Genomic DNA, 21,235 nt, shown 5'->3' with positions numbered 1-21,235 from the left:
CAGGGTCAGGCCTTTTGCGGGCTTGGCCCTTTTGTGTCTTAACACGGAGGCATTCGATCATGGCCAAGACCAATCTGCTTAACCTGACCCCCGACGAAATGGTTGGTTTTTTCGCCGAGCTTGGTGAAAAGCCTTTTCGGGCGGTTCAGGTAACGAAATGGATTCATCAACATGGTGTTGATGACTTTGATGCCATGACTAACTTATCGAAGGCACTCCGGCAAAAATTGAAAGAAATCGCGGAAATTCGTGGGCCGGAAGTGATTTCCGAACAGCGCTCTGCCGATGGCACCATTAAATGGGCGCTGCGCGTGGATGGCGGACAAGCAGTCGAGACTGTCTTTATTCCTGAGACCAACCGCGGCACCTTGTGTGTCTCTTCTCAGGTGGGTTGCGTGCTGGATTGCCAATTTTGTTCAACGGCAAAGCAAGGTTTTAATCGTGATTTGTCGCTGGCGGAAATCATTGGACAGTTGTGGCATGCCAACCGTGTGCTTGGCAATCAGGTCACAACCGGCGAACGAAAGGTCACCAATGTCGTGATGATGGGCATGGGCGAGCCATTGTTGAACTTTGACAATGTCGTCAAAGCCATGAATCTCATGATGGAAGACAACGCCTATGGCTTGTCCAAGCGACGGGTGACTTTGAGCACTTCGGGTGTGGTTCCGGCCATGTATCGATTGATTGAGGTGACCGACGTGGCGTTAGCCGTTTCTTTGCATGCGCCAAATGACGCCATTCGAAATCAAATCATGCCGATCAATCGGCGTTATCCTATTGCTGAGCTCAAAAACGCAATCAAATATTATTTGGAACGCTCCGTGGCATCGAAGCGTGTCACTATTGAGTACGTGATGCTCGCCGGCATCAATGACAGTGATGATTGCGCCCATGAGCTGGCCGCGTTGCTTGCCGATGTTCCAAGCAAAATTAATTTAATCCCGTTCAACCCATTTCCCAATACGAATTACCAGTGTTCGAGTGGCAATCGAATTCATCGATTTGGAGAAATTCTCGGGCAATATGGTTTTACGGTCACCGTACGCAAGACACGAGGTGATGATATTGATGCCGCCTGTGGCCAATTGGTTGGTAAAGTCAATGACCGGACACGACGCTTACAACGGCAGTTGCGAAAACAAGAACAACTGGTTAATGTGCAAATCAGTCAACGGTAATTGTGAACAGCACAGGCGAGGGGAATTGCATCATGAAAAAAATAATTACAACGGTGCTGATTTTATCGGTGGCGAGCTGGATGCTCGCTGGTTGTCAAACCCAAAGTACACTGTCGACTGGTCCTAATCGTGGCTTGCCCGATACAGGCCCAAATTTGAAAGAAGCGGCCGAGAAGCGACGTACACTTGGCTTGAAATACCTTGAACTCGGCAATTACCAGCGCGCTAAGATTAATTTGGAAAAAGCCCTACGATATGAACCGGATAGCGCTGAAAATCAGGCAGCCATGGGTTATTACTTTCAGGTGGTCAGGGAGTTTGATAAAGCAGAACAACATTTTCGCGAAGCATTGTCATTGGCCCCGAACGATGGTGGTATTCTTAACCTGTACGGTACTTTTTTGTGCGCCGCAGAGCGGTATGCGGCTGCAGAGCGATATTTTCTTAAGGCGATAGAGGCACCGGGCTACGCAAACATTGCCCAAACTTATGAAAATGCTGGCGTGTGCGCGTTGCGCGCGGGCAACAAGGAAGTCGCGGAAGAATACTTCGAAAAAGCCTTGAACCACAACCCTGAGTCGCCGACTGCGCTGCTCGGCTTGGCAAAATTTCGCTTTGAACAGAATCGTTTGATTGAGGCTCGCTCGCTTCTGAAGGAACATTTGAAAGTGGCGCCTGTATCGGCGGAGGCACTGTGGCTGGGTGTTCAAATCGAAGAAAGATTAGGCGACAAGGATGCGATGGCCAGCTATGCGCTGAAGTTGACGGGATTATTTCCGAACTCTCCTGAAGCTAAAGCTTATCGTCAGTGGAGGCAAAAATGAGTGCCGAAGATAACACCGAAATTCCCGTCGATGAGGATGTGGAACAAACTGCACCTGTCGGTGAAAAGCTAAAGTTGGCGAGGGAAGCCAAAGGATGGACGCGTCAACAGGTGGCCGAAAAGCTTTTCCTGACAGAAGAAATTATCGTGGCGATCGAAGAGCAAAGTTTTCATGTGCCTCGTTCTGTCGCCTTTTACAGGGGCTATATTCGCAATTACGCCAACCTGCTTGAGGTGTCGCCCGATGAACTGTTGGCCGCACTTGATGACGTCCTAGGTGAGGTGACACCAACGGTGCGCGACATGCCGGAAGACTTGGTGCCGGGATCTCGAAGGCGAAAAGTTCGTTGGGGTGTTTATTTTAAGTGGGTGATTGGAAGCTTACTAATCGTTATGGTGGCGTCAGCTGTTTACGTTTGGCAGAGATCAACCCCTTCTTTGCCTGTCGCGCCCGCCAGTGTGCCGCCGAAAAACGATGCAGGTCGGGGGGCGTTGTCGCTGTCCTTGCCCGAAGAGAACGACGCATCTCTGGACTCAGTCGAACAGACTACTGATGATTCCGATGAATCTTCTTCTGTGGAAACATTGGTCAGTGAAACAGAGGGACCGTCGGCAAAAACAATGGTTGAGGCAGCGACTGAACCGCCCAAAATGGCCGAGGGGGCGCTGACTTTCGATTTTTCTGGCTATTGTTGGGTTGAGGTCTATGACGCCACTGGCGAGCGTTTGGCGATTGGCAATAAAAAACCGGGTTATCAGATGACAGTCACCGGCATGGCCCCATTTCGCGTGATACTCGGCAACGCAAGTGTCGTGAAAATCAGGTACAATGATGCGCCTGTGGATTTGACGGGCACGCAACCAGGCCGTCGAACAGAAATCACAATTCCAGCCAAGTAGCTTATGAAGAAAGCAGCGTGGGCGCCTCGTCGTAAGTCAAGGCAAATATTTGTAGGTCGCGTCGCCGTGGGGGGAGATGCGCCGATTTCCGTACAGAGCATGACGAATACCGAGACGTGTGACGTCGAAGCGACGGTCGCGCAGATCGAAAAAATCGTGCGTGCTGGCGCGGATATCGTGCGGGTTTCTGTGCCGACGATGGAGGCGGCAGAGGCATTTGGTGAGATTCGTAAGCGCGTGGATGTGCCACTGGTGGCAGACATTCATTTCAATTATCGAATCGCGCTGCGAGTGGCCGAACTCGGTGCTGATTGTCTGCGCATCAATCCTGGCAACATTGGCGACACACAACGGGTCAGAGCCGTGGTCGACGCCGCTCGAGCGCGCCAGATTCCCATTCGAATCGGGGTCAATGCAGGAAGCCTCGAGAAAGATCTCCAGGAAAAATACGGAGAACCAACGCCTGGAGCACTGGTGGAATCGGCATTTCGACATATGGAGATTCTCGAAGCGCTCAACTTTCATGAATACAAGGTCAGTCTTAAGGCATCGGATGTCTGGATGACGGTTGAGGCGTATCGCCTGCTTGCGAAAGAAACCGATAAACCGTTACATTTGGGCATCACGGAGGCGGGTGGGCCGCGCGCTGGCGCGGTGAAATCGGCCATTGGTCTCGGCATGCTACTGTCGGAGGGCATTGGCGATACGCTGCGCGTTTCTTTGGCCACGGATCCTGCGCATGAAGTGAAGGTTGGTTTCGATATACTCAAAGCGTTGGGATTGCGAAGTCGCGGGATAAATTTGATCGCGTGCCCGAGCTGCTCACGTCAAGAGTTTGATGTCATCGGCACGGTCAACGCACTGGAATCGCGTCTAGAAGATATCCTTGAGCCAATTGATGTGGCGGTCATCGGTTGTGTGGTCAATGGCCCTGGTGAAGCCAAGGAGGTGACGTTGGGGCTGACTGGCGGACGAAAGCGCAGTTTGCTTTATGTGGATGGTGAGCTGGCTGAGCGCGTGGACAACGCAACGCTTGTGGATGTTCTGGAACAGAGGATTCGTGAGCAAGTGGCACGTCTTAAATCATTGCGAGCACAAGCCATCGACATCGACGTAAAACCAACGCCAACCGCTGAATAATTCAATTTTGGGGACGATTGTGATTAACGGCATTCGCGGAATGAACGATATTTTGCCAAGCGAAAGTGGTGCTTGGCGTTACCTTGAAGCACAGCTGAGGGCAGTGGCTGATGCTTATGGCTATGTGGAAATTCGCACACCTATCCTGGAAAGGACAGAACTCTTCCTCCGAGGCATTGGTGAAGCAACCGACATCGTTGAAAAGGAAATGTATACCTTCAATGACCGCAATGGTGATAGTTTGACCATGCGGCCAGAAGGCACTGCTGGTACCGTGCGTGCTGCGATAGAACATGGGTTGCTTCACAACCAAGAGCAGCGTTTGTGGTATATGGGGCCTGTCTTTCGTTACGAAAGGCCACAAAAAGGACGGTATCGTCAATTTCATCAGTTTGGCGTCGAAGCGTTTGGCTTAGAAGGCCCAGATATTGATGCCGAAGTCATCCTGATGACGGCACGTTTGTGGCAAAACTTGGGCTTGCAAGACCATGTCACGCTCCATCTGAACTCCCTGGGCGCCAACGAGGCACGCCAGAAATATCGTGAGCAACTGGTCGATTATTTCCGCGCTCACTATCAGGCGTTGGATGAGGATAGTCGACGTCGTTTAGAGACGAATCCGCTGCGCATACTTGACAGTAAGGTGCCAGAAATGCAGGAAGTCATTGCTGGGGCACCGAGCATCCTAGACGCATTGGATACGGAATCGGCACGCCACTTTGCTGAACTACAGTCTATATTGAATGACGCCGGGATCGAGTTTGTCGTCAATCCGCGTCTCGTGCGCGGGTTAGATTATTACAATCGTACTGTATTTGAATGGATGACGGATTCACTTGGTGCACAGGGCACAGTGTGTGGCGGCGGTCGCTACGATGGACTGGTGCACATGCTCGGGGGGAAATCGGTGCCGGCCGTTGGTTTCGGCCTGGGTATGGAGCGCGTGGTTTTGTTGCTTGAAGCGCTGTCGTTGGTGGATGAGCATTATTTAACACCGGTCGATGCGTATTTGATTGTGGCCGGAGCGGAACCCGAAGCCCACAAACTGGTCATAGCCGAGAAAATCCGCAACTTGTGTCCAGAGCTTCGGTTGCGGCTGCATTGCGGTGGTGGTGGCTTCAAGCGGCAAATGAAGCGTGCTGACAAGCTGGGCGCACGTGTTGCGCTCATTGTGGGTGAGGACGAGTGGCGATCTGGCTGTGTCAGTGTCAAGTTTATGGATGGGACTCGGCCGCAGCAAACCTTTGCCTATGAGGCTTTGCCGGAGATTTTGAAAAGCATTCCATGTGGTTAATTCACAACAATCAATGAGGATTTGAAAAGTGGAAGTCTACGTCACAGAAGAACAACAAGTTGAAGCCGTAAAGAATTGGCTGAAACGCAACGGGCCTTCTATTGCCTTGGGTATCGTATTGGGCATTGCGGTGATTTTTGGGGTGAAGTGGTATCGCGCGAAACAGGTTGAACACAAGGTTCAGGCATCGGTGAACTTTGATGCGGCGATCGCGCAGCTAAGCTATGTGCCAGCTGACAAACTGCCTGAAATCGTAGACACATTTTCTGAAAAATCGAAACACATTGCCTATGAAAATTTGCTGGCCTTAGCTAGTGCCAAGAAGGCGGTAGAAGATAACGACTTGCAAGTGGCCGAAGGCTTGCTCAGCCGCGTGGTGGCCAAGCCAGCACACCCATTGATTGAGCACATTGCGCGAGCTCGATTGGCTCGAGTACAAATGGCACGTCAATCGTTTGATGCGGCACTACAGACACTTCAGGTCAAGGAAGAGGGTGATTTTGCCCCGCTTTTTTCTGAAATTCGCGGCGATATCTATCTGGCGCAAGGCGATAGCGAAAAAGCGCATGTTGAATATCAAAAGGCTGTGGATGCGATTCAAGGGCTGGTGCCAACGGCGCTTCGATATAAGTTGGCGGATACCAAACCTGCTACTGAAGTTGTCAAGGAGCAAGAATGAACTGGCGCGTTTTGAGTCTCGCCGTAGCTGCACTTGGGCTTGTTGCCTGTTCCGGTTCCGATGACGATGAAATTACGCCGTCTCCGGTACCGGAGATTCGTACGGAACTTGACATTAAGCCTTTGTGGCGGCGTGCGACCGATGCGGTGAACGAAAGCATTGCCAGTCGAATGAGCCCTGCGGTGGAAAATGGGAAGGTGTTTGTTGCGGGCAGCAATGGCACTGTCGCCGCTTTTTCCCTCACAGAAGGCAAGGAAGTTTGGTCTGTTGATCTTGGACAGCCCATTCGTTCTGGCGTGGCGGCCGGTGATGACTTGGTGGTGGTGAGTGGTAACGATGGCGACGTCATCGCCCTAGATGCGCAAAACGGAAAGGTGGTGTGGCGCAATTTGGTTTCTAGCGAAGTCATCGTCCCGGCTGCCATCGGTGAGGGCGCAGTCGTTGTTCGTACGAATGATGGTAAATTGTTTGCTTTAGACAGCAAAACTGGCAAGCGTCTCTGGTTTTACGATAAGACGGTTCCAGTGCTTACGTTGCGAGGCACCAGCCGGCCCGTGATTGCCCATGGGGCAGTGATCTGCGGATTTGATACCGGCAAAATTAGTTTGTTTCTGCTCAAAGATGGTCGTTTGATTTGGGAGCATCAGGTTGCCAAAGCGGTTGGACGTTCGGAGCTTGAACGGATTGTTGACATGGATACCAAGCCGCTTCTTGTCGGTGAGGTGGTGTACGCTGTGAGCTACAATGGCAACTTGGCGGCGTTGGATCTGCGCAGTGGTCGGCCGATTTGGCAACGGGAAATGTCAGCCTATCAAGATTTGGCAACAGACGGGCGGCGTCTTTTTGTTGTGACGTCCGAAGATGTGATTCGAGCGCTTGATCGCAACAGCGGCAGTACCTTATGGAACCAGCCAGCCCTGACGTATCGTCAGCTCACCGCGCCAGTGGTCGTCGGTGACTATGTGGTGGTGGGCGACTATGAAGGTTATTTGCATTGGATGGATGTCTCTGATGGCCATTTTGTCCTGCAATACCAGACAGATTCTGATGGTTTGGCCGGGCCACTGACTGTATCAGGTCGGTACTTGATCGCTCAAACACGTGATGGTGATGTGGTGGTTTTTGAAGGACCGGAGCCGACGTATAAATGATCGCGGATGACGATAAACTGAACGTGAGGGATGACCGGCGGATGCCGGTCATCGCGTTGGTGGGCCGCCCCAACGTGGGCAAGTCAACCTTGTTCAATCAACTGACGCGTAGCCGTGATGCCATCGTGGCCAATTTGCCTGGGTTGACGCGAGATAGACAGTATGGGACGGCAGAATATCTGGGACGTCGCTTTATTCTCGTTGATACTGGTGGAATTACAGGCGAAGAAGTCGGCCTCGATCAAAAAATGGCACAGCAGTCCTTGAAAGCGGCCGAGGAGGCCGATGTTGTCGTCATGCTTGTAGATGCTAGAACAGGACTGTCTGCGGCGGACAATTTTGTCATTGACAATTTGCGAAATCTGGGCAAACCCACTGTTTTGGCCGCCAACAAGATTGATGGATTGAACCCTGATGTGGCGCTTGCCGAGTTTTATTCACTTGGGTTGGGCGAGGTGTACCCGATTGCGGCGGCGCATAAGCGAGGCATTCGTGCTTTGATGAAAGCGCTCTTTGCCCTTTTGCCTGATTGCGTCACAAACGCTTCGGAGGACACAGCGGAAGATACGACAAATTCAGATGCGTCGAGTGTGGAAAAAATTCGGGTTGCGATTGTCGGCCGCCCGAATGTGGGCAAATCGACATTGGTGAACCGTATGCTCGGTGAAGAGCGCGTGGTGGTTTATGACCATCCTGGGACGACGCGAGACAGTATCTATATTGATATGTCCCGGCGAGGGCAGCACTACACGTTGATTGACACAGCGGGCGTCCGCCGCCGTGCGCGCGTGAAACAAAGTGTTGAGAAATTCTCGGTCATCAAAACGTTGCAAGCTGTTGAAGATGCTCATGTCGTGATTTTTGTTATGGATGCACGTGAGGGTGTGACCGAGCAAGATTTGCATTTGCTTGGCCATGTGGTCAATGCCGGCTGCAGTCTGGTGATTGCCGTCAATAAGTGGGATGGTCTGGACGAGGATCAAAAGCGGGCAGTCAAGGACACCATTGACTTACGACTGCAATTTGTCAGTTACGCCGAAGTCAAAACAATTTCTGCGTTACATGGGACTGGCGTTGGACTGCTGTTCGATGCGGTCGAGGCAGCTTATCGCTCCGCTTTTGTGAAAATGACAACACGCACCTTAACAGAATGGTTACAGGAAGCGCAATTCAAACACGCGCCGCCGATGGTGCGCGGCCATCGCATTAAGTTACGTATGGCGCACCCGGGAGGCCACAACCCACCACTGATTGTGGTGCACGGTAATTTGACCAATGAGTTGCCGTTATCCTATCAGCGTTATCTTTCAAACTTTTACCGGGCCAAACTTGGCTTGGTGGGGACGCCAATACGGTTCGAGTTCAAGTCACACGAGAATCCCTTTGCGGGCCGTCGCAATGCGTTGACCGAACGTCAATTGAAAAAACGCCGGCGGTTGATCAAACACGTGAAAAAACGTGAAAGAAAACGCAAACGTTCCTAAGTCATTTTTGCGTTTTTCGCGCAAAAGGTGTATAAACTCGCCATTCCAGCGACCCCGATTTTCTCAGCAAGCATTAAGGTATTTTTGTTATGGCTATTTCACAAACTCAAGTATTTCGTAACTTGGCATCGGATGAACTCATTCAACTGGCGCTCGAGCGTGGTGAGGGCGTCTTAGCTGACAACGGCGCGCTGGTGGTCACAACTGGAAAACGGACTGGACGGTCGCCGGCGGATCGTTACATTGTTGAGGAAGAAACGACGCGCGAGGCGATAGAATGGGGCGCGGTGAATCGTCCATTCCCAGAAGAAAAGTTTGACGCTCTCTGGCAGCGCGTTGAAGCCCATCTAGCGGAACAGGATGGCTACTTTGAAAACGAGCTGCACGTTGGCGATGACCCAAAATACTATTTGCCCGTGCGTGTGAAAACGCAAACGGCATGGCAAGCGCTCTTTGCCAAGAATCTGTTCGTTCGCCCCAATGTATTTAATCCGGACGCCAAAGCCGAATGGACGGTGCTGAATAACGCGGCGTTTGAGTGTGTGCCAGAGCGTGACGGTACCAATTCGGATGGTTGCGTCATCATTAATTTCAAACAGCGTAAAGTTTTGATTGCCGGCATGCGTTATGCCGGTGAAATGAAAAAGGCCATGTTTTCGGTACAAAATTTCTTGTTGCCGGAAGAGGATGTACTGCCCATGCATTGTGCCGCGAATGTGGGTGAGCAAGGGGATGTGAGTTTGTTCTTTGGCTTGTCGGGCACGGGCAAAACTACCTTGTCAGCCGATCCGGAACGTTATCTCATTGGTGATGATGAGCATGGTTGGGGCGTCGGCACCGTATTTAATATCGAAGGCGGCTGCTATGCCAAGTGCATTGATTTGAGTGAAAAGAACGAGCCGGTGATTTGGAATGCCATCCAGCGCGGTACGATTTTGGAAAATGTGGTGTTGACCGGCGAAAACAATACACCGGATTATTCGGATGCCTCATTGACGCAAAATACGCGCGCGGCGTATCCGCGTGATTTCATTGAAAAGCGCGTGCCGGAAAATCGAGCGGGAGAACCGAATGCTGTAATTTTCCTCACGTGTGATTTGTTTGGTGTTTTGCCGCCGGTGGCCAAGTTGTCCAAAGAGGCCGCCGCCTATCATTTCCTGTCTGGTTACACTGCCTTGGTGGGTTCGACAGAAATGGGATCCGGGAGCGGTATCAAGACCACATTCTCAACCTGTTTCGGGGCGCCATTTTTCCCACGACCTGCGCGGGTGTACGCCGATCTGTTGATGAAGCGAATAGAAGAGGCCGACGCCGATGTGTATTTGGTCAATACCGGTTGGAGTGGCGGAGCCTATGGCGAAGGTGGGGCGCGCTTTAGCATTCCGACGACGCGTGCAGTCATCAAGGCCATTCAAACCGGCGCCTTGCGCGATGTGCCAACCGAGCATATCCCGGTGCTCAACCTTGACGTACCGGTTACCGTGCCTGGAGTAGACAGTCGGTTGTTGGTTCCGGTGAAAACATGGCAGGATGAGGAGGCTTATTGGGCCAAAGCACGAGAATTGGCTCGAATGTTTGCCGAGAATTTTGCTAAATTCACTGTTGATGAGCGCATTGTTCAGGCGGGACCTCAGCCGTAAGTTATTGAGCTGCCAGCTGAGACAAAACAAAAAGGGCGATGACATGATCGCCCTTTTTGTTGCCGCTAGCCCCCATCAATGGATGCCGGCGGCATGCATGGCGTCGGCATATTGTTTATCCACTTGATAGATATGTTGAATGAGCCATTCCTTGAGGAAGAAAATGATCTTGACGAGATTCTCGTCGTTTGGGTCCCGCTCATACCTAGACACTAATTCGTCCAAATCGGCAAGTAATTTCCGATGAATCTGTTTATGAGCTTCGGTGTCACGGTAGCCCGCTTTTTCCATAAGAATCTCTTCGTCATGCAAATGTTGTCTCGCAAGTTGAACAAAGCGGTGAACTTGAGTGTCCAGGTGCTTTCGATCGCCGTGCAGCTCCTTGAAAAGGGCATTCATAGCATCAAACAGGCCTTTGTGTTGCGAGTCGATTTTTTGCACGTTGACAAGAAAGCCGTCGTGCCAGGTCGAAATTTCTGTAGGATCCAGATTATCCTTCACATAACTAGACTTAAACAGCGTCATTAACGAGTGGACTTCTGTGGCATGGGAACGCGCCGCATTTGTGGCCACTTTGCTGGCTGTCGAGTTCTCGAGCGTTTTGGTCGCGAGCGAGGCCAAATTGCTGACATTTCGGTTGATCTCTTCGGCGACTGTGGCCTGTTCTTCCGCTGCCGTAGCGATTTGGAAATTCATCTCAGTCATTTTGTGAATGGCCTGTTCGATATTTCCAAGCGCTTTTCGGGTATTCTCGGACTCAGCGATCACTTGATTGCTTTCTTCTGTCGTGCGCTGCATGGTGGCCACGGCTTGGCTGATGCGTTTTTGTAGTTTTTCGATTACCTGCTGAATCTCTTCAGTCGATTCTTGCGTACGAGATGCCAAGGTGCGCACTTCGTCGGCCACCACGGCAAATCCACGTCCCGCTTCTCCGGCACGGGCGGCTTCAATGGCTGCATTGAGGGCCAATAAGTTGGTCTGATCGGAAATGCCACGAATAACATTCAAAATTTCGCCAATTTGCGCGCTGTCCTCAGCAAGCTGATTGATTTCGTCCGTGGCACTTTGAATTTGTTGCGCTACGCCTTCGATAATATGCACACTATTGTCGACCACAATGCGGCCTTGATTGGCGGCATCTGCAGCTGCTTCGGCACTGATACGGGCTGCTTCGGAATGTTTGGCCACTTCTTTGACGGTGGCTGCCATTTCATAGATGGCCGTTGCCACCTGGTCGGTATGATCTTGCACCGTTTGCATCGCGGCTTCATTTTCCGATGAAAGTTTTACGACCCGTGTCATCTCAGAATGCAAGCGAAGGGCGGCGTTAATTACGGTGCCGACCAGTTCATCGATTTGTTGTAAAAACTGATTGAGTTCCTGTGCGGTTTTGTTGATTAGCCCTTTGCCTTCAATTTTGAGGCGTTTTCTCAGATCGCGATTGCCTTTTTTCAAATCTTCAATGGCACGGAGCATGGGCACGAGTCCATCACGAAGTTTCATGTAGACCAGCCAGAAAATGAGGAGCGCCGTGACCATGGCGAGCATCAATGTCGTGTTTTTTATTTTTTCTGTCAATTGTTCATATGTCACCGCTTGTTGCGCCACTGTGTTGTATTGTTGCGTGATTGTATCCGAAATCTTGTTGACCAAATCGACAATTTGGTCAGAGACTTCGTCAAATTCAGCCATCACTTCATTGCCTTGCGCGCGGCTGACGCCATAGGCCCCCTGCATTTTCAAACCAACTTTCTTTTGCATTATCAGCGCAGTTGTCAATTCATCCATTAGGGTATTGGGCACCACCTTGGCCTGCTTGTACTTGTTCAGAATAGTGTTGGCGATGTCGGCGTGTGCTTGAGCTTCGTCAATGGCGTCTTGATTGCCGGTCAAGGCAGCATCGGTCAGAAATTGCTGCACTTGGGTCGTTTCGTATTTCAGCTCTTTAGACAATAAGTTAATTTTGGTTAAAATCTCAAGCCTATGGTCGGTTTTGTTTTCGAGTGAGTCGATGTAGGTCACGAAACCTTCGGACACAATGGCCATTACCAGATAAAACAGGCCAGCCCATTTAATGGTGCGGATAAGCGGCAGTCGCGATAAGAAGGCTTTCATGGGCAAATCTCCGTGTTCTAACCGTGTTATCGTGTTTATCGCGCATTACGTGCGAATCTTTAGTAGCTCAAAGCAATACGTAGCCCCACCGCCAAGGCATTGTCTATGGCGCGATTGGCGGAAGGGTAGCGAATCCATTGGATATCCGGTTGTAATTGCAGCCAGTCAGTGACCTCAAACACCCAGGTCAGCTCAAGCGTCGTTTCACCAGAGGCTAAGTCGGTGTTTGATTCGCGGTAGGCACGGCTTGTGCGTGCGTGGGCAATAGCGACTCCCAAAATATTGGCTTGTGATAAGTTGAACGGATTATGCAGGTTGAGGCCAGCCCCGAAATAGCCCTCAAGCATATCACTGTGTTCGAAGCGCCGACCAATTTGTATAAAGGCATCCATTGGCCTACCGGTGCCTGGCACCACGAAGCGGCCTTCGGCCAAAGCGTAGAGCCCACTGGCGCTTGTCTGTGTCCGGCCCTGAATATCTTCCCAATTGGTGGTACGGCGCCAGAGACCGAGTGCGATTTTTCCGGTCGACTCGTCGACGTCACCTTGCGGGTGGTATTGCCATTCACTGATTGCCAGTAGGCCGTCCTTGCCACCGAGGTGGATGTGGTTGCCATTGGGATGCCCCGGTTGGCCGACCACTCCATCATAGACGGCGGTCAAAATGTGATGATGGGCATCAATCTCCCGCTTCCAACGAACCCCTAGCGCGAGCTCCGGGTAGATGGATGGGCCAGTTTGTGACAATTCCGGCGTCACGCCAAATGAACTGTTTAGAAAAAGCCCAGCAGCGTCGAGGACTTGAAATTCGCTGTTGAGATCATGTAAGCCAAATAACAGATGGTTGGCGCCAAAACTGCGTGCGTACCATAACTCATAGATACGTGCGGTGTTATGGGCTTCGACATTACTGGTGACCTGCAAATCGCCGATATGTTCACTTGGGTCACCGCCAAAAGTGGCAATGGCAGAGATGTACCATTGTCCCGCCGCTTCGTTCTCGCCTGAGTCGACACTTAACGTCAACAATGAGGGCAATTCTGTGCCGCGGTCAATGCCACCTTTGGCCACGCTTTGTATATCTGTCACCCAGTCAATTGTGAATTCATCTCCCCAGGTTATGGCGGTAAAAATGATTGATAGGACAAGTGACAGAAATTTAGGCATGCTCGTTCTACACAGTCTTGAGTATCGTTGTTGTGATAAAGTGTAGTACGATTTGGCGAAATGAAAAAAAACGCGCCGCGGTTATCGTGCGTTTAAGTGCGCTAGGTAATGAGCGCAATTTATTTTTGGCCGAAAATTTGCTCAGCGCGGTTAAACAAAATCCACGAAGTCACGATATATTTGTCGTTGGAGACAGGAGTGTTTCCGCGGTGGGTATGAGTGAAGTCGGCAGGAGCGATGACGAGGGTGCCCTGTGTGGGTGGAATTTTCTTTTTTTGATAAAAAAATTCGGTTTCTCCGCCTTCTGACACGTCATTTAAGTAATACATAAATAGCAGAACGCGGTGCAAGCTTTCGCAGGATTGATCCTGTGGGTAGATTTCGGAATGCCAATGCGGATAACCACCATGGTTTTTGGTGTATTTTTGGACATTGAGATAGCCAAAGCGGTACATCATGGGCAAAAGGTGATCGATGTAGTGTTCGCCTAGGCGTTCGAAATTGTCGACGGTCAGCGAGACCGGTTTTTGTGTGTCCGGGTCGAGCACTTTTGGTGACAGGGCACCGACCAGCAGGAATGGATGTTGGAGAACATAATCGCGCACATAGTGATAAGTCTGTTGCAGCAGCGTGTCCTGAACTGCTTGCCATTCTGGAAGCCGTGAAATGGTAATGTCTTGACTTCGTTTTTTTTCTGGATCGATGCCATGTCCCGTCACGCCCGGCTGTCGGTGGGGACTTTTTTCAAATTTGGTGATGATTTGTTCGCACAATTCGGCGGACAAGACATTTGGGTAGATCGCAATAAAATCTGTGCTCATGGTTCTAATGAAGGTCATTCGACTGACAGACAATCTAGGCCATTGAGCCAATTGACGCAATAGTCTGTTGCGCGCTTGTCTTCACATAAGGCCTGTTGGTAAGGCCAGCGTTCTATTTCCGGCTGTTTGGGTAAAAAATACCCCCAGCTTGCGAGGACAGGGCGCATGCCTGCGGCTTGTGCGGCGATCATATCCGTTTTTGCATCACCAATGTATAGACAGTGTTGTGGTTCAATGCCCAGTCTTTCCGCTGCTTTCAGGAGTGGAAGCGGGTTTGGTTTTTGTTCGGCGTGATCATCCCCGCAAATCACCACGGAAAAATATTTTTCAAGTTCGAGCACGTACAGCAGCCGTTCCGTTAACGCTCTGGGTTTGTTGGTCACGATGCCTAACACGGTGGCTGGTGCCTGCTCAAGTAGTGCAGGCCATGGAGCAAACAGGCGAGCACGGCGATGGTCAAGGCGCTGATAGTGCGCCACCAACCGCTCGCTAAGCGAGCGCACGTCAGAATGTGGTGTGTTGGCAAAAGCCAATTGGATAAGTCCTTGCGCACCTTTTGAAATATATGGCCGAATCGATGATTGCGGCAGTTTCGGCAAGCGATATTGGCCTAACAAATCGTTCAGCGCCTGCGCAAGATCGGGCGCGGTATCGACCAGAGTGCCATCGAGATCAAAAAAAATAGCGCGATCAGGCATCGTTTGGACGCCGTGCCGCCAACAAGTAATTGACACTGATGTCGTCATCCAGCCAGGCTTTTCGAGTCAGGGGATTATATTGCAATCCCTTGGCGCTCACGGGTTCTAGTTGCGCCTGATGGCATGCCTTGACCAATTCATAGGGCCGGATGAATTTTTCGTAATCATGGGTGCCTTTGGGCAGCAGTTTCAATAAATACTCCGCCCCCAGAATGGCTTTGACATAGGCTTTTGGGGTTCGGTTGATAGTAGAGAAAAAGACCCAGCCACCAGGGCGAACCAACTGCTGACAGGCTGCGATCAGTGAACACGGATCTGGCACATGTTCTAGCAGTTCAAGGCAGGTTACAACGTCAAAACTTGCCGTATGGCGCTCAACAAAAGCTTCGGCATGCGTATGAACATAGTCGATTGACAGGTTTTGTTCTGCTGCATGGAGGCGTGCGACCTGAATGGACTCTTCTGCGGCGTCGATGCCAGTGACTAAGGCGCCCGTTTGGGCCATCGACTCTGTAAAAATTCCGCCACCACATCCAACGTCTAGCAGGCGTCGACCACGCATAGGGCCGGTATGGGTTAGGATGAATTCTTTGCGCGCTGGGTTGATTTCATGCAGTGGTCGGCATGGGCCGTCAGGGTCCCACCATTGCGCTGCCATGGCCTCAAATTTTTCGATTTCGCGCTTGTCAATATTGGCAGTTCCGGCAGTCATCGATTGCTCCCCACCTTTTTCTGCCATTGCGTCACGGCATGGCACAAATGTTGTTCATCGATCGTTGTCAGCTGTCGTTCATTCATCACGCAGTGGCCGCCAATCCAGGCGTGCGTCACTTGCTGTCGATTCATACTGTAGACGACATGTGACATGGGATTGTACATGGGTTGGGTGCTTATGTCAGACATGTTGATGGCAATGAGATCTGCGTACTTGCCAGGTTCGAGGCTACCGAGGTCCTTGTCCAGACCGATTGCCCGCGCCGCGTTGATGGTTGCCATTTCAATCACCTGACCGGCAGGCAGGGCATCGGGTTGGCCAGCCGTCAATTTGGCGAGCAGTGCGGCACAGCGCATTTCGCCAAACATATCGAGATCATTGTTTGACGCAGCCCCGTCGGTGCCGAGACACACATTGATATTGTGGGCCATAAGGCGTGTCACTGGGCAGGCACCACTGGCCAGCTTCATGTTGGATTCGGGGCAGTGCACGGCATGCACACCGTGCTTGTGCAGCCGGGCCAGATCATCTTCGACGATTTGCGTTAAGTGGACGGCTATCGTAGTCGGGCCGAGCACGCCCAACTGTTCAAGGCGTTCGAGTGGCCTCATGCCGTATTGGGAGATGGAATCACCAACTTCAGTTTCCGTTTCATGGACATGAATATGAATGGGCAGATTCAGTTCCTGCGCATAGGTTACGACTTTTTCAAAGGTGGCATCATCCACTGTGTAGGGCGCGTGCGGTGCAAAGGCGGTTTTAATAAAAGCGTGGTTTTTGTATTCGTCAACCAACTGTAATCCCTTGTGGAGGTATTCATCCGTATCTTTGGCCCACGCTGTGGGGAATGACAGCACTACAAGGCCTATGGTCGCACGAAAACCGCACTCGCTGTAGACTTGTGCAGCGATGTCCGGAAAGAAATACATGTCGTTGATATAGGTGGTACCCGAACGAATCATTTCGGCGACCGCGAGGCGCGTGCCAACCTCAACAAAATCTTCTCGGACATATTTCTGTTCCGCTGGCCAGATATGTTCTGCCAGCCAGGTGGGCAGCGGTAGATCATCGGCATAGCCGCGCAGCAAGGTCATGGCGCTATGTCCGTGCATATTGATCAGGCCGGGCATGACCACATGCTGCATTAACGCTTTTTCCGATTTTGCGCGGTACTTTTGCCGCGCCCTTTGGATGGGCAAGACGTCGAGAATTCGACTGCCTTTGACCACCACAGAATGGTTTTCTAACACTCGGTGTTCTGGTCGAATAGGCAAAAGCCAGCGGGCATCAACCAGCAAATCCACATCAATCATAACCTTGCTCCATTGTTGTGGTGATGGTGTTCCAATACCTGGCGACATCTAACATGCGACATGCATACGCCCATTCATTATCGAACCAAAGCAGTAAACGAAGCTGTCGCCCTGCGTCGAAAATCTGGGTTTGCGTGGCGTCAACAATAACTGAATGGGTGTCCTGTAAAAAATCGATAGACACCAACGGCTGCTGGGTCATATGGATGATAGTTCGATATTGTGTTTGGCAAGCTGAGGCAAGCACTTCAAGCAAGCGCGTCTGTGTCACCTTCCGGCTGACGAAGACTTTGAGATCGATGGCGGAGACATTTAACGTCGGAATTCTGACCGCAGCCGCGGCGTATTTCCCCTGTAAGTGAGGGAAAAAACGAATCACGCCACGTGCCAGTGCCGTATCAACCGGTATCAAGGACGCTGAAGCTGCCCGCGCCTGTCGCAAATTGTTGGCATAACTGTCGGTGACCGACTGGTCATTCATCGCGGCATGGATGGTCGTACTGTGGGCACTCTGAACACCAAACTCGCGATGCAATACGTCCAACACTGGCACCACACAGTTTGAGGTGCATGAAGCGGCAGATACGATGGGCGCTTCAGGGGGGATTGTATCGTGATTAAACCCGTAAATAATGGTTGGATCCGTTGCGTGATACGTTGGATACGACAGCAAGATACGCTTGGCGCCAGCGGCTAAATGAGGCGAGGCGTCATTAGCGGAATGACAAACTCCGGTGCAGTCGAAGACAAGATCAATGGCGAGATCGCGCCATGGTAGATTGTGCACGTCTTTTTCGGACAGACAGCGTATAGTATGCGATGCGCATTTGATCCATGGTGATTCGCCGTCTTCATGCAATGTCATGGCTTTTTCAAAACGGCCATGAACGGAATCAAATTGCAATAGATGCACGATTTGTGTGGCTGCGGCAAGGTCATTGACCGCGACCAGTTCGAATGCATTGTCAGCCGATTGCAAAATTTGACGTGCCAGTGCGCGACCGATGCGCCCCATGCCGTGTATGGCAACGCGCATGCTCAATGCCTCCACATATTTGAGCGAACGGCGGCAAGCATAACATATCCTTTTGAAAACGTGAGCAGGTTGGCTTAAAAATGACAATGCTTTGCGGCACAAGTGCTGGTAAATTCCAAAGATATTTTGTTGCACCAAAGAGGTTTGTATGCGTCGTTCATTAGATGCCATCGATCTGCAAATATTGGCAGTCATGTACCGGGAAGGGGCGATTTCCAACAAAGCGCTTGCGAGCCGAGTGGGTATCGCGCCGTCGACAGCGCTTGAGCGCGTTCGACGCTTGAAAGAAAGTGGCGTACTGCGGGCAATTCGTGCCCAGATCGACTTAAAAGCCATCGGCGTGAATATGCAAGCCATTGTCGCTATTCAATTAAATCATCATACGGCGGAAGCATTTCGTCGATTTCGGGACGAGGTACTGCTCAACCGGGAAGTGTTATCGCTGTATCATATGGGCGGGGAAAACGATTTTTTTGTCCATGTGGCGGTTGGAGATGCCGAGCATCTACGGGATTTTATCTATCGCGTTTTCACGTCGAATGCGGCAGTCAAACACGTTGAAACGGCCATCGTGTATGAACATTGTCTTGGCCGCTTGCTACCTACCGTGTCGAGGGATTAAGAGGTCTTACCACTAGGCGCTCTCGGTACAATTGTTTTGTTTGTTGGGATAAGCGGCGTTAAGATCGGATAAGAAGTTGATGAATGAGGTGTCTACCATGAGCAATGATCGCGTAATCGTTTTTGATACGACGTTGAGGGATGGCGAGCAATCTCCCGGTGCCAGCATGAATCGAGATGAGAAGGTTGAAGTGGCCCGGATGCTTGAAAAAATGCGTGTGGACGTGATTGAAGCCGGATTTGCCATCGCCAGCCCAGGGGATTTTGACGCGGTCAAAGCCGTGGCGGAAAACATTAAAGACTCGACAGTATGTAGTTTGTCGCGCGCCCTTGATAAGGACATTGAGGTGGCGGCAGAAGCATTGGCACCGGCACAACAGCGGCGTATCCATACCTTTATCGCCACGTCGCCGATTCATATGCAGTACAAGTTACAAATGGCGCCGGAAAAAGTCATCGAGCAGGCTGTGCACGCGGTCAAGCTTGCGCGAAAGTTTACCGACGATGTCGAGTTTTCCTGTGAGGATGCTGGTCGGTCTGAGTTTGACTTTCTGTGTCGAATCATTGAGCAGGTGATTGCGGCAGGCGCCACGACGATTAATATTCCTGACACCGTTGGTTATGCGATTCCGGAACAGTTTGGCGAGACGATTCGGCGCCTCATTGAAACGATTCCCAATTCGGATAAAGCTGTGTTCTCAGTCCATTGCCATAATGACCTTGGCTTGGCTGTGGCGAACTCGCTGGCGGCGGTTCGTAATGGCGCACGTCAAGTCGAATGTACGATCAACGGGATTGGGGAACGTGCCGGTAACGCCTCGCTTGAGGAAATCGTGATGGCGCTTCGCACGCGTCAGGATCTTTTCCAAGTCGATACCCGTATTGCAACACAGTATATTGTGCCAACTTCGAGGTTGGTGTCTGAAATTACAGGATTTCCCGTTCAGCCGAATAAGGCAATCGTCGGAGCCAATGCTTTTGCGCATGAATCTGGCATTCACCAAGATGGCGTGCTGAAACATCGTGAAACCTACGAAATTATGCGGGCTGAGGATGTCGGCTGGGCGCATAACAAGATGGTGCTCGGCAAACATTCCGGCCGAAATGCATTTCGGACGCGTATGCGAGAGTTAGGAATTGAATTTGATTCTGACGACGCCTTGCTTGCCGCATTCAAAAAATTCAAAGCGATGGCGGACGAAAAACACGAGGTCACCGACGACGATTTACGTAGCCTTGTCTCATGACATGGACATTGACGGACACACAACATTGGGCACTTAAGGGGCTCGGACTGACCATCTGGCGCCGACGTGGTGTCGATGTGAAATGGCTTCGGCGTTCACCGGAGGCGGACGTGACCCTATTGGTGCCGGACGGCGTTGAATTGCCAAAGCCAACCTTTTTGCAAGACGTGGTGGTGGCGGTAGGCGGCCACGACTATTCCATAGCCGTATCTGGCAACCAAATGGATAGCGTTCGAATTATTTTGCCGCAGCGTGAGATAGAGGTTGACGTCGAACGCTTTTGTCGTGGTGGGCGGCCGCTTTGGCAGGACCTAGTTGATGTTTGAAGCGAAGATTCGTGAACTGCATGTTGAGGAAGCCGCAAGCATGGCGGCGATTGAGCAAAGCGCTCACCAGCATCCTTGGTCTTTAACACTGATTGAACAAACGCTGCGGCAATCTGGTCATTTCGCCTACGGGGCGTTCTTACACGATGCCTTGATCGGCTATTATGTATTTCAAGTCATTCATGATGAAGGCCACTTGTTGAATCTATGTGTGTCACCCACCTATCAGGGCCGCGGGTACGGCACTTTGCTAATGTCTCATTTTGTCCAGCAGGCAAAGCTATGTGAGTTGCGCAGTCTCTTGCTTGAAGTGCGAGCGTCCAATCAAGCCGCCATTCATCTGTATCGAAAATTTGGTTTTGAGGTGGTTGGTCAGCGCCCAAATTATTACCCCACCGCCGACGGGCGCGAAACTGCACTTCTGATGACCTGTGCACTTGTGTCGGAAGCGGGCTATAATTCGCGCCTTTGTTGAGCTGAGATCCTTGTAGCCATGAGTCAATTGCCGCCGGAAATTGCCAAGCGACGCACCTTTGCCATTATCAGTCACCCGGATGCGGGGAAGACCACAATCACCGAGAAGTTGCTTTTGCATGGTCGCGCCGTGCAAGTGGCGGGCACGGTAAAAGCAAAAAAATCGGGGAAGCATGTCACGAGTGACTGGATGGAGATGGAAAAGCAGCGGGGTATTTCCATCACCACTTCGGTCATGCAGTTTCCCTACCGGGACCATATTATCAACTTACTCGATACACCAGGACACGAAGATTTCTCTGAAGATACCTATCGCACACTGACTGCGGTCGACTCGGCGCTGATGGTCATCGATGGGGCAAAAGGGGTCGAAGAACGCACCATCAAATTGATGGAGGTGTGTCGGATGCG

General features: G+C 51.3%; 21 protein-coding genes. 14 read left to right on the top strand and 7 right to left on the bottom strand.

Going from position 1 to position 21,235, the window contains the following annotated elements; all coding sequences use genetic code 11:
• Positions 1–59: 59 nt before the first annotated feature.
• The 9 genes from rlmN to D6694_02255 all read left to right on the top strand — a co-directional run bounded on the left by rlmN (position 60) and on the right by D6694_02255 (position 10,292).
• Positions 60–1,181 carry a 23S rRNA (adenine(2503)-C(2))-methyltransferase RlmN gene (gene rlmN, locus D6694_02295; protein RMH47296.1) on the top strand — a complete coding sequence of 374 codons (1,122 nt, stop codon included), beginning with the start codon at positions 60–62 and terminating at the stop codon, positions 1,179–1,181.
• A 32-nt stretch (positions 1,182–1,213) separates the two neighbouring features.
• On the top strand, positions 1,214–2,005 hold the full coding sequence (gene pilW / locus D6694_02290) for a type IV pilus biogenesis/stability protein PilW (protein ID RMH47295.1): 792 nt from the start codon (positions 1,214–1,216) through the stop codon (positions 2,003–2,005).
• Complete coding sequence (locus tag D6694_02285; GenBank protein ID RMH47294.1) at positions 2,002–2,904, top strand: DUF4115 domain-containing protein; 903 nt, start codon at positions 2,002–2,004, stop codon at positions 2,902–2,904. Before pilW ends, D6694_02285 begins: the two co-directional genes overlap by 4 nt.
• A 3-nt stretch (positions 2,905–2,907) precedes the next feature.
• Positions 2,908–4,044, top strand: a complete 1,137-nt coding sequence (locus D6694_02280; GenBank protein ID RMH47293.1) for a flavodoxin-dependent (E)-4-hydroxy-3-methylbut-2-enyl-diphosphate synthase — start codon at positions 2,908–2,910, stop codon at positions 4,042–4,044.
• 40 nt (positions 4,045–4,084) lie between these two features.
• A complete protein-coding gene (locus D6694_02275; GenBank protein ID RMH47292.1) occupies positions 4,085–5,338 on the top strand; it encodes a histidine--tRNA ligase in 1,254 nt (417 codons plus the stop codon).
• A 28-nt stretch (positions 5,339–5,366) separates the two neighbouring features.
• Positions 5,367–6,017: a hypothetical protein gene (locus D6694_02270; GenBank protein ID RMH47291.1), complete on the top strand. Its 651-nt coding sequence runs from the start codon at positions 5,367–5,369 to the stop codon at positions 6,015–6,017.
• Positions 6,014–7,168 carry an outer membrane protein assembly factor BamB gene (gene bamB / locus D6694_02265; protein RMH47290.1) on the top strand — a complete coding sequence of 385 codons (1,155 nt, stop codon included), beginning with the start codon at positions 6,014–6,016 and terminating at the stop codon, positions 7,166–7,168. Before D6694_02270 ends, bamB begins: the two co-directional genes overlap by 4 nt.
• 41 nt (positions 7,169–7,209) lie before the next feature.
• Positions 7,210–8,652 carry a ribosome biogenesis GTPase Der gene (gene der, locus D6694_02260; protein ID RMH47310.1) on the top strand — a complete coding sequence of 481 codons (1,443 nt, stop codon included), beginning with the start codon at positions 7,210–7,212 and terminating at the stop codon, positions 8,650–8,652.
• An 89-nt stretch (positions 8,653–8,741) separates the two neighbouring features.
• Positions 8,742–10,292, top strand: coding sequence for a phosphoenolpyruvate carboxykinase (locus D6694_02255; protein ID RMH47289.1), 1,551 nt, complete (start codon positions 8,742–8,744; stop codon positions 10,290–10,292).
• A gap of 75 nt (positions 10,293–10,367) precedes the next feature.
• On the opposite strand, the gene D6694_02250 is transcribed toward D6694_02255, so the two are convergent.
• From D6694_02250 to gapA, 7 genes are all read right to left on the bottom strand, one after another.
• Complete coding sequence (locus tag D6694_02250; GenBank protein RMH47288.1) at positions 10,368–12,407, bottom strand: hypothetical protein; 2,040 nt, start codon at positions 12,405–12,407, stop codon at positions 10,368–10,370.
• Positions 12,408–12,466: 59 nt separating this feature from the next.
• Positions 12,467–13,573, bottom strand: coding sequence for a hypothetical protein (locus D6694_02245; GenBank protein ID RMH47287.1), 1,107 nt, complete (start codon positions 13,571–13,573; stop codon positions 12,467–12,469).
• Positions 13,574–13,692: 119 nt separating this feature from the next.
• The gene (locus tag D6694_02240) at positions 13,693–14,394 is read right to left on the bottom strand and encodes a 2OG-Fe(II) oxygenase (protein ID RMH47309.1); all 702 of its coding nucleotides are present in this window, start codon (positions 14,392–14,394) and stop codon (positions 13,693–13,695) included.
• A 14-nt stretch (positions 14,395–14,408) separates the two neighbouring features.
• Positions 14,409–15,140, bottom strand: a complete 732-nt coding sequence (locus D6694_02235; protein RMH47286.1) for an HAD family hydrolase — start codon at positions 15,138–15,140, stop codon at positions 14,409–14,411.
• The gene (gene ubiG, locus D6694_02230) at positions 15,085–15,804 is read right to left on the bottom strand and encodes a bifunctional 2-polyprenyl-6-hydroxyphenol methylase/3-demethylubiquinol 3-O-methyltransferase UbiG (protein ID RMH47285.1); all 720 of its coding nucleotides are present in this window, start codon (positions 15,802–15,804) and stop codon (positions 15,085–15,087) included. Before ubiG ends, D6694_02235 begins: the two co-directional genes overlap by 56 nt.
• Positions 15,801–17,120: a TRZ/ATZ family hydrolase gene (locus tag D6694_02225; GenBank protein RMH47284.1), complete on the bottom strand. Its 1,320-nt coding sequence runs from the start codon at positions 17,118–17,120 to the stop codon at positions 15,801–15,803. The genes ubiG and D6694_02225 overlap by 4 nt, the downstream gene beginning before the upstream one ends.
• Complete coding sequence (gene gapA / locus D6694_02220; protein RMH47283.1) at positions 17,113–18,492, bottom strand: erythrose-4-phosphate dehydrogenase; 1,380 nt, start codon at positions 18,490–18,492, stop codon at positions 17,113–17,115. The genes D6694_02225 and gapA overlap by 8 nt, the downstream gene beginning before the upstream one ends.
• On the opposite strand from gapA, the gene D6694_02215 reads away from it, so the two are divergent.
• From D6694_02215 to D6694_02195, 5 genes are all read left to right on the top strand, one after another.
• A complete protein-coding gene (locus tag D6694_02215) occupies positions 18,305–18,778 on the top strand; it encodes an Lrp/AsnC family transcriptional regulator (GenBank protein RMH47282.1) in 474 nt (157 codons plus the stop codon). The two genes, gapA and D6694_02215, sit on opposite strands and share 188 nt — an antisense overlap.
• 97 nt (positions 18,779–18,875) lie before the next feature.
• Complete coding sequence (locus D6694_02210; GenBank protein ID RMH47308.1) at positions 18,876–20,024, top strand: 2-isopropylmalate synthase; 1,149 nt, start codon at positions 18,876–18,878, stop codon at positions 20,022–20,024.
• Positions 20,021–20,350, top strand: coding sequence for a hypothetical protein (locus D6694_02205; GenBank protein RMH47281.1), 330 nt, complete (start codon positions 20,021–20,023; stop codon positions 20,348–20,350). Before D6694_02210 ends, D6694_02205 begins: the two co-directional genes overlap by 4 nt.
• Entirely contained in the window at positions 20,343–20,825 is a 483-nt protein-coding gene (gene rimI / locus D6694_02200; GenBank protein ID RMH47280.1) for a ribosomal-protein-alanine N-acetyltransferase, read from the top strand. Before D6694_02205 ends, rimI begins: the two co-directional genes overlap by 8 nt.
• An 18-nt stretch (positions 20,826–20,843) precedes the next feature.
• A partial coding sequence (locus tag D6694_02195) for a GTP-binding protein (protein ID RMH47279.1) occupies positions 20,844–21,235 on the top strand: 392 nt, incomplete at its 3' end.

The sequence above is a fragment of the Gammaproteobacteria bacterium genome (assembly GCA_003696665.1).
Classification (GTDB): domain Bacteria; phylum Pseudomonadota; class Gammaproteobacteria; order Enterobacterales.
Note: the sequence above shows the minus strand (reverse complement) of the source record. Positions and strands in the feature narration are given on the sequence as shown.

What these genes read in the sequence shown, in the direction of transcription:
- D6694_02245 (RMH47287.1), bottom strand. Translation starts at nt 13,573, where the DNA reads ATGCCTAAATTTCTGTCACTTGTCCTATCAATCATTTTTACCGCCATA.
- ubiG (RMH47285.1), bottom strand. Translation starts at nt 15,804, where the DNA reads ATGACTGCCGGAACTGCCAATATTGACAAGCGCGAAATCGAAAAATTT.
- D6694_02255 (RMH47289.1), top strand. Translation starts at nt 8,742, where the DNA reads ATGGCTATTTCACAAACTCAAGTATTTCGTAACTTGGCATCGGATGAA.
- D6694_02235 (RMH47286.1), bottom strand. Translation starts at nt 15,140, where the DNA reads ATGACGACATCAGTGTCAATTACTTGTTGGCGGCACGGCGTCCAAACG.
- D6694_02275 (RMH47292.1), top strand. Translation starts at nt 4,085, where the DNA reads ATGAACGATATTTTGCCAAGCGAAAGTGGTGCTTGGCGTTACCTTGAA.
- D6694_02280 (RMH47293.1), top strand. Translation starts at nt 2,908, where the DNA reads ATGAAGAAAGCAGCGTGGGCGCCTCGTCGTAAGTCAAGGCAAATATTT.
- D6694_02285 (RMH47294.1), top strand. Translation starts at nt 2,002, where the DNA reads ATGAGTGCCGAAGATAACACCGAAATTCCCGTCGATGAGGATGTGGAA.
- gapA (RMH47283.1), bottom strand. Translation starts at nt 18,492, where the DNA reads ATGGCTTTTAAGTCGATCTGGGCACGAATTGCCCGCAGTACGCCACTT.
- D6694_02250 (RMH47288.1), bottom strand. Translation starts at nt 12,407, where the DNA reads ATGAAAGCCTTCTTATCGCGACTGCCGCTTATCCGCACCATTAAATGG.
- rimI (RMH47280.1), top strand. Translation starts at nt 20,343, where the DNA reads ATGTTTGAAGCGAAGATTCGTGAACTGCATGTTGAGGAAGCCGCAAGC.
- pilW (RMH47295.1), top strand. Translation starts at nt 1,214, where the DNA reads ATGAAAAAAATAATTACAACGGTGCTGATTTTATCGGTGGCGAGCTGG.
- D6694_02215 (RMH47282.1), top strand. Translation starts at nt 18,305, where the DNA reads ATGCGTCGTTCATTAGATGCCATCGATCTGCAAATATTGGCAGTCATG.
- D6694_02240 (RMH47309.1), bottom strand. Translation starts at nt 14,394, where the DNA reads ATGAGCACAGATTTTATTGCGATCTACCCAAATGTCTTGTCCGCCGAA.
- D6694_02225 (RMH47284.1), bottom strand. Translation starts at nt 17,120, where the DNA reads ATGATTGATGTGGATTTGCTGGTTGATGCCCGCTGGCTTTTGCCTATT.
- D6694_02210 (RMH47308.1), top strand. Translation starts at nt 18,876, where the DNA reads ATGAGCAATGATCGCGTAATCGTTTTTGATACGACGTTGAGGGATGGC.
- bamB (RMH47290.1), top strand. Translation starts at nt 6,014, where the DNA reads ATGAACTGGCGCGTTTTGAGTCTCGCCGTAGCTGCACTTGGGCTTGTT.
- der (RMH47310.1), top strand. Translation starts at nt 7,210, where the DNA reads ATGCCGGTCATCGCGTTGGTGGGCCGCCCCAACGTGGGCAAGTCAACC.
- D6694_02205 (RMH47281.1), top strand. Translation starts at nt 20,021, where the DNA reads ATGACATGGACATTGACGGACACACAACATTGGGCACTTAAGGGGCTC.
- rlmN (RMH47296.1), top strand. Translation starts at nt 60, where the DNA reads ATGGCCAAGACCAATCTGCTTAACCTGACCCCCGACGAAATGGTTGGT.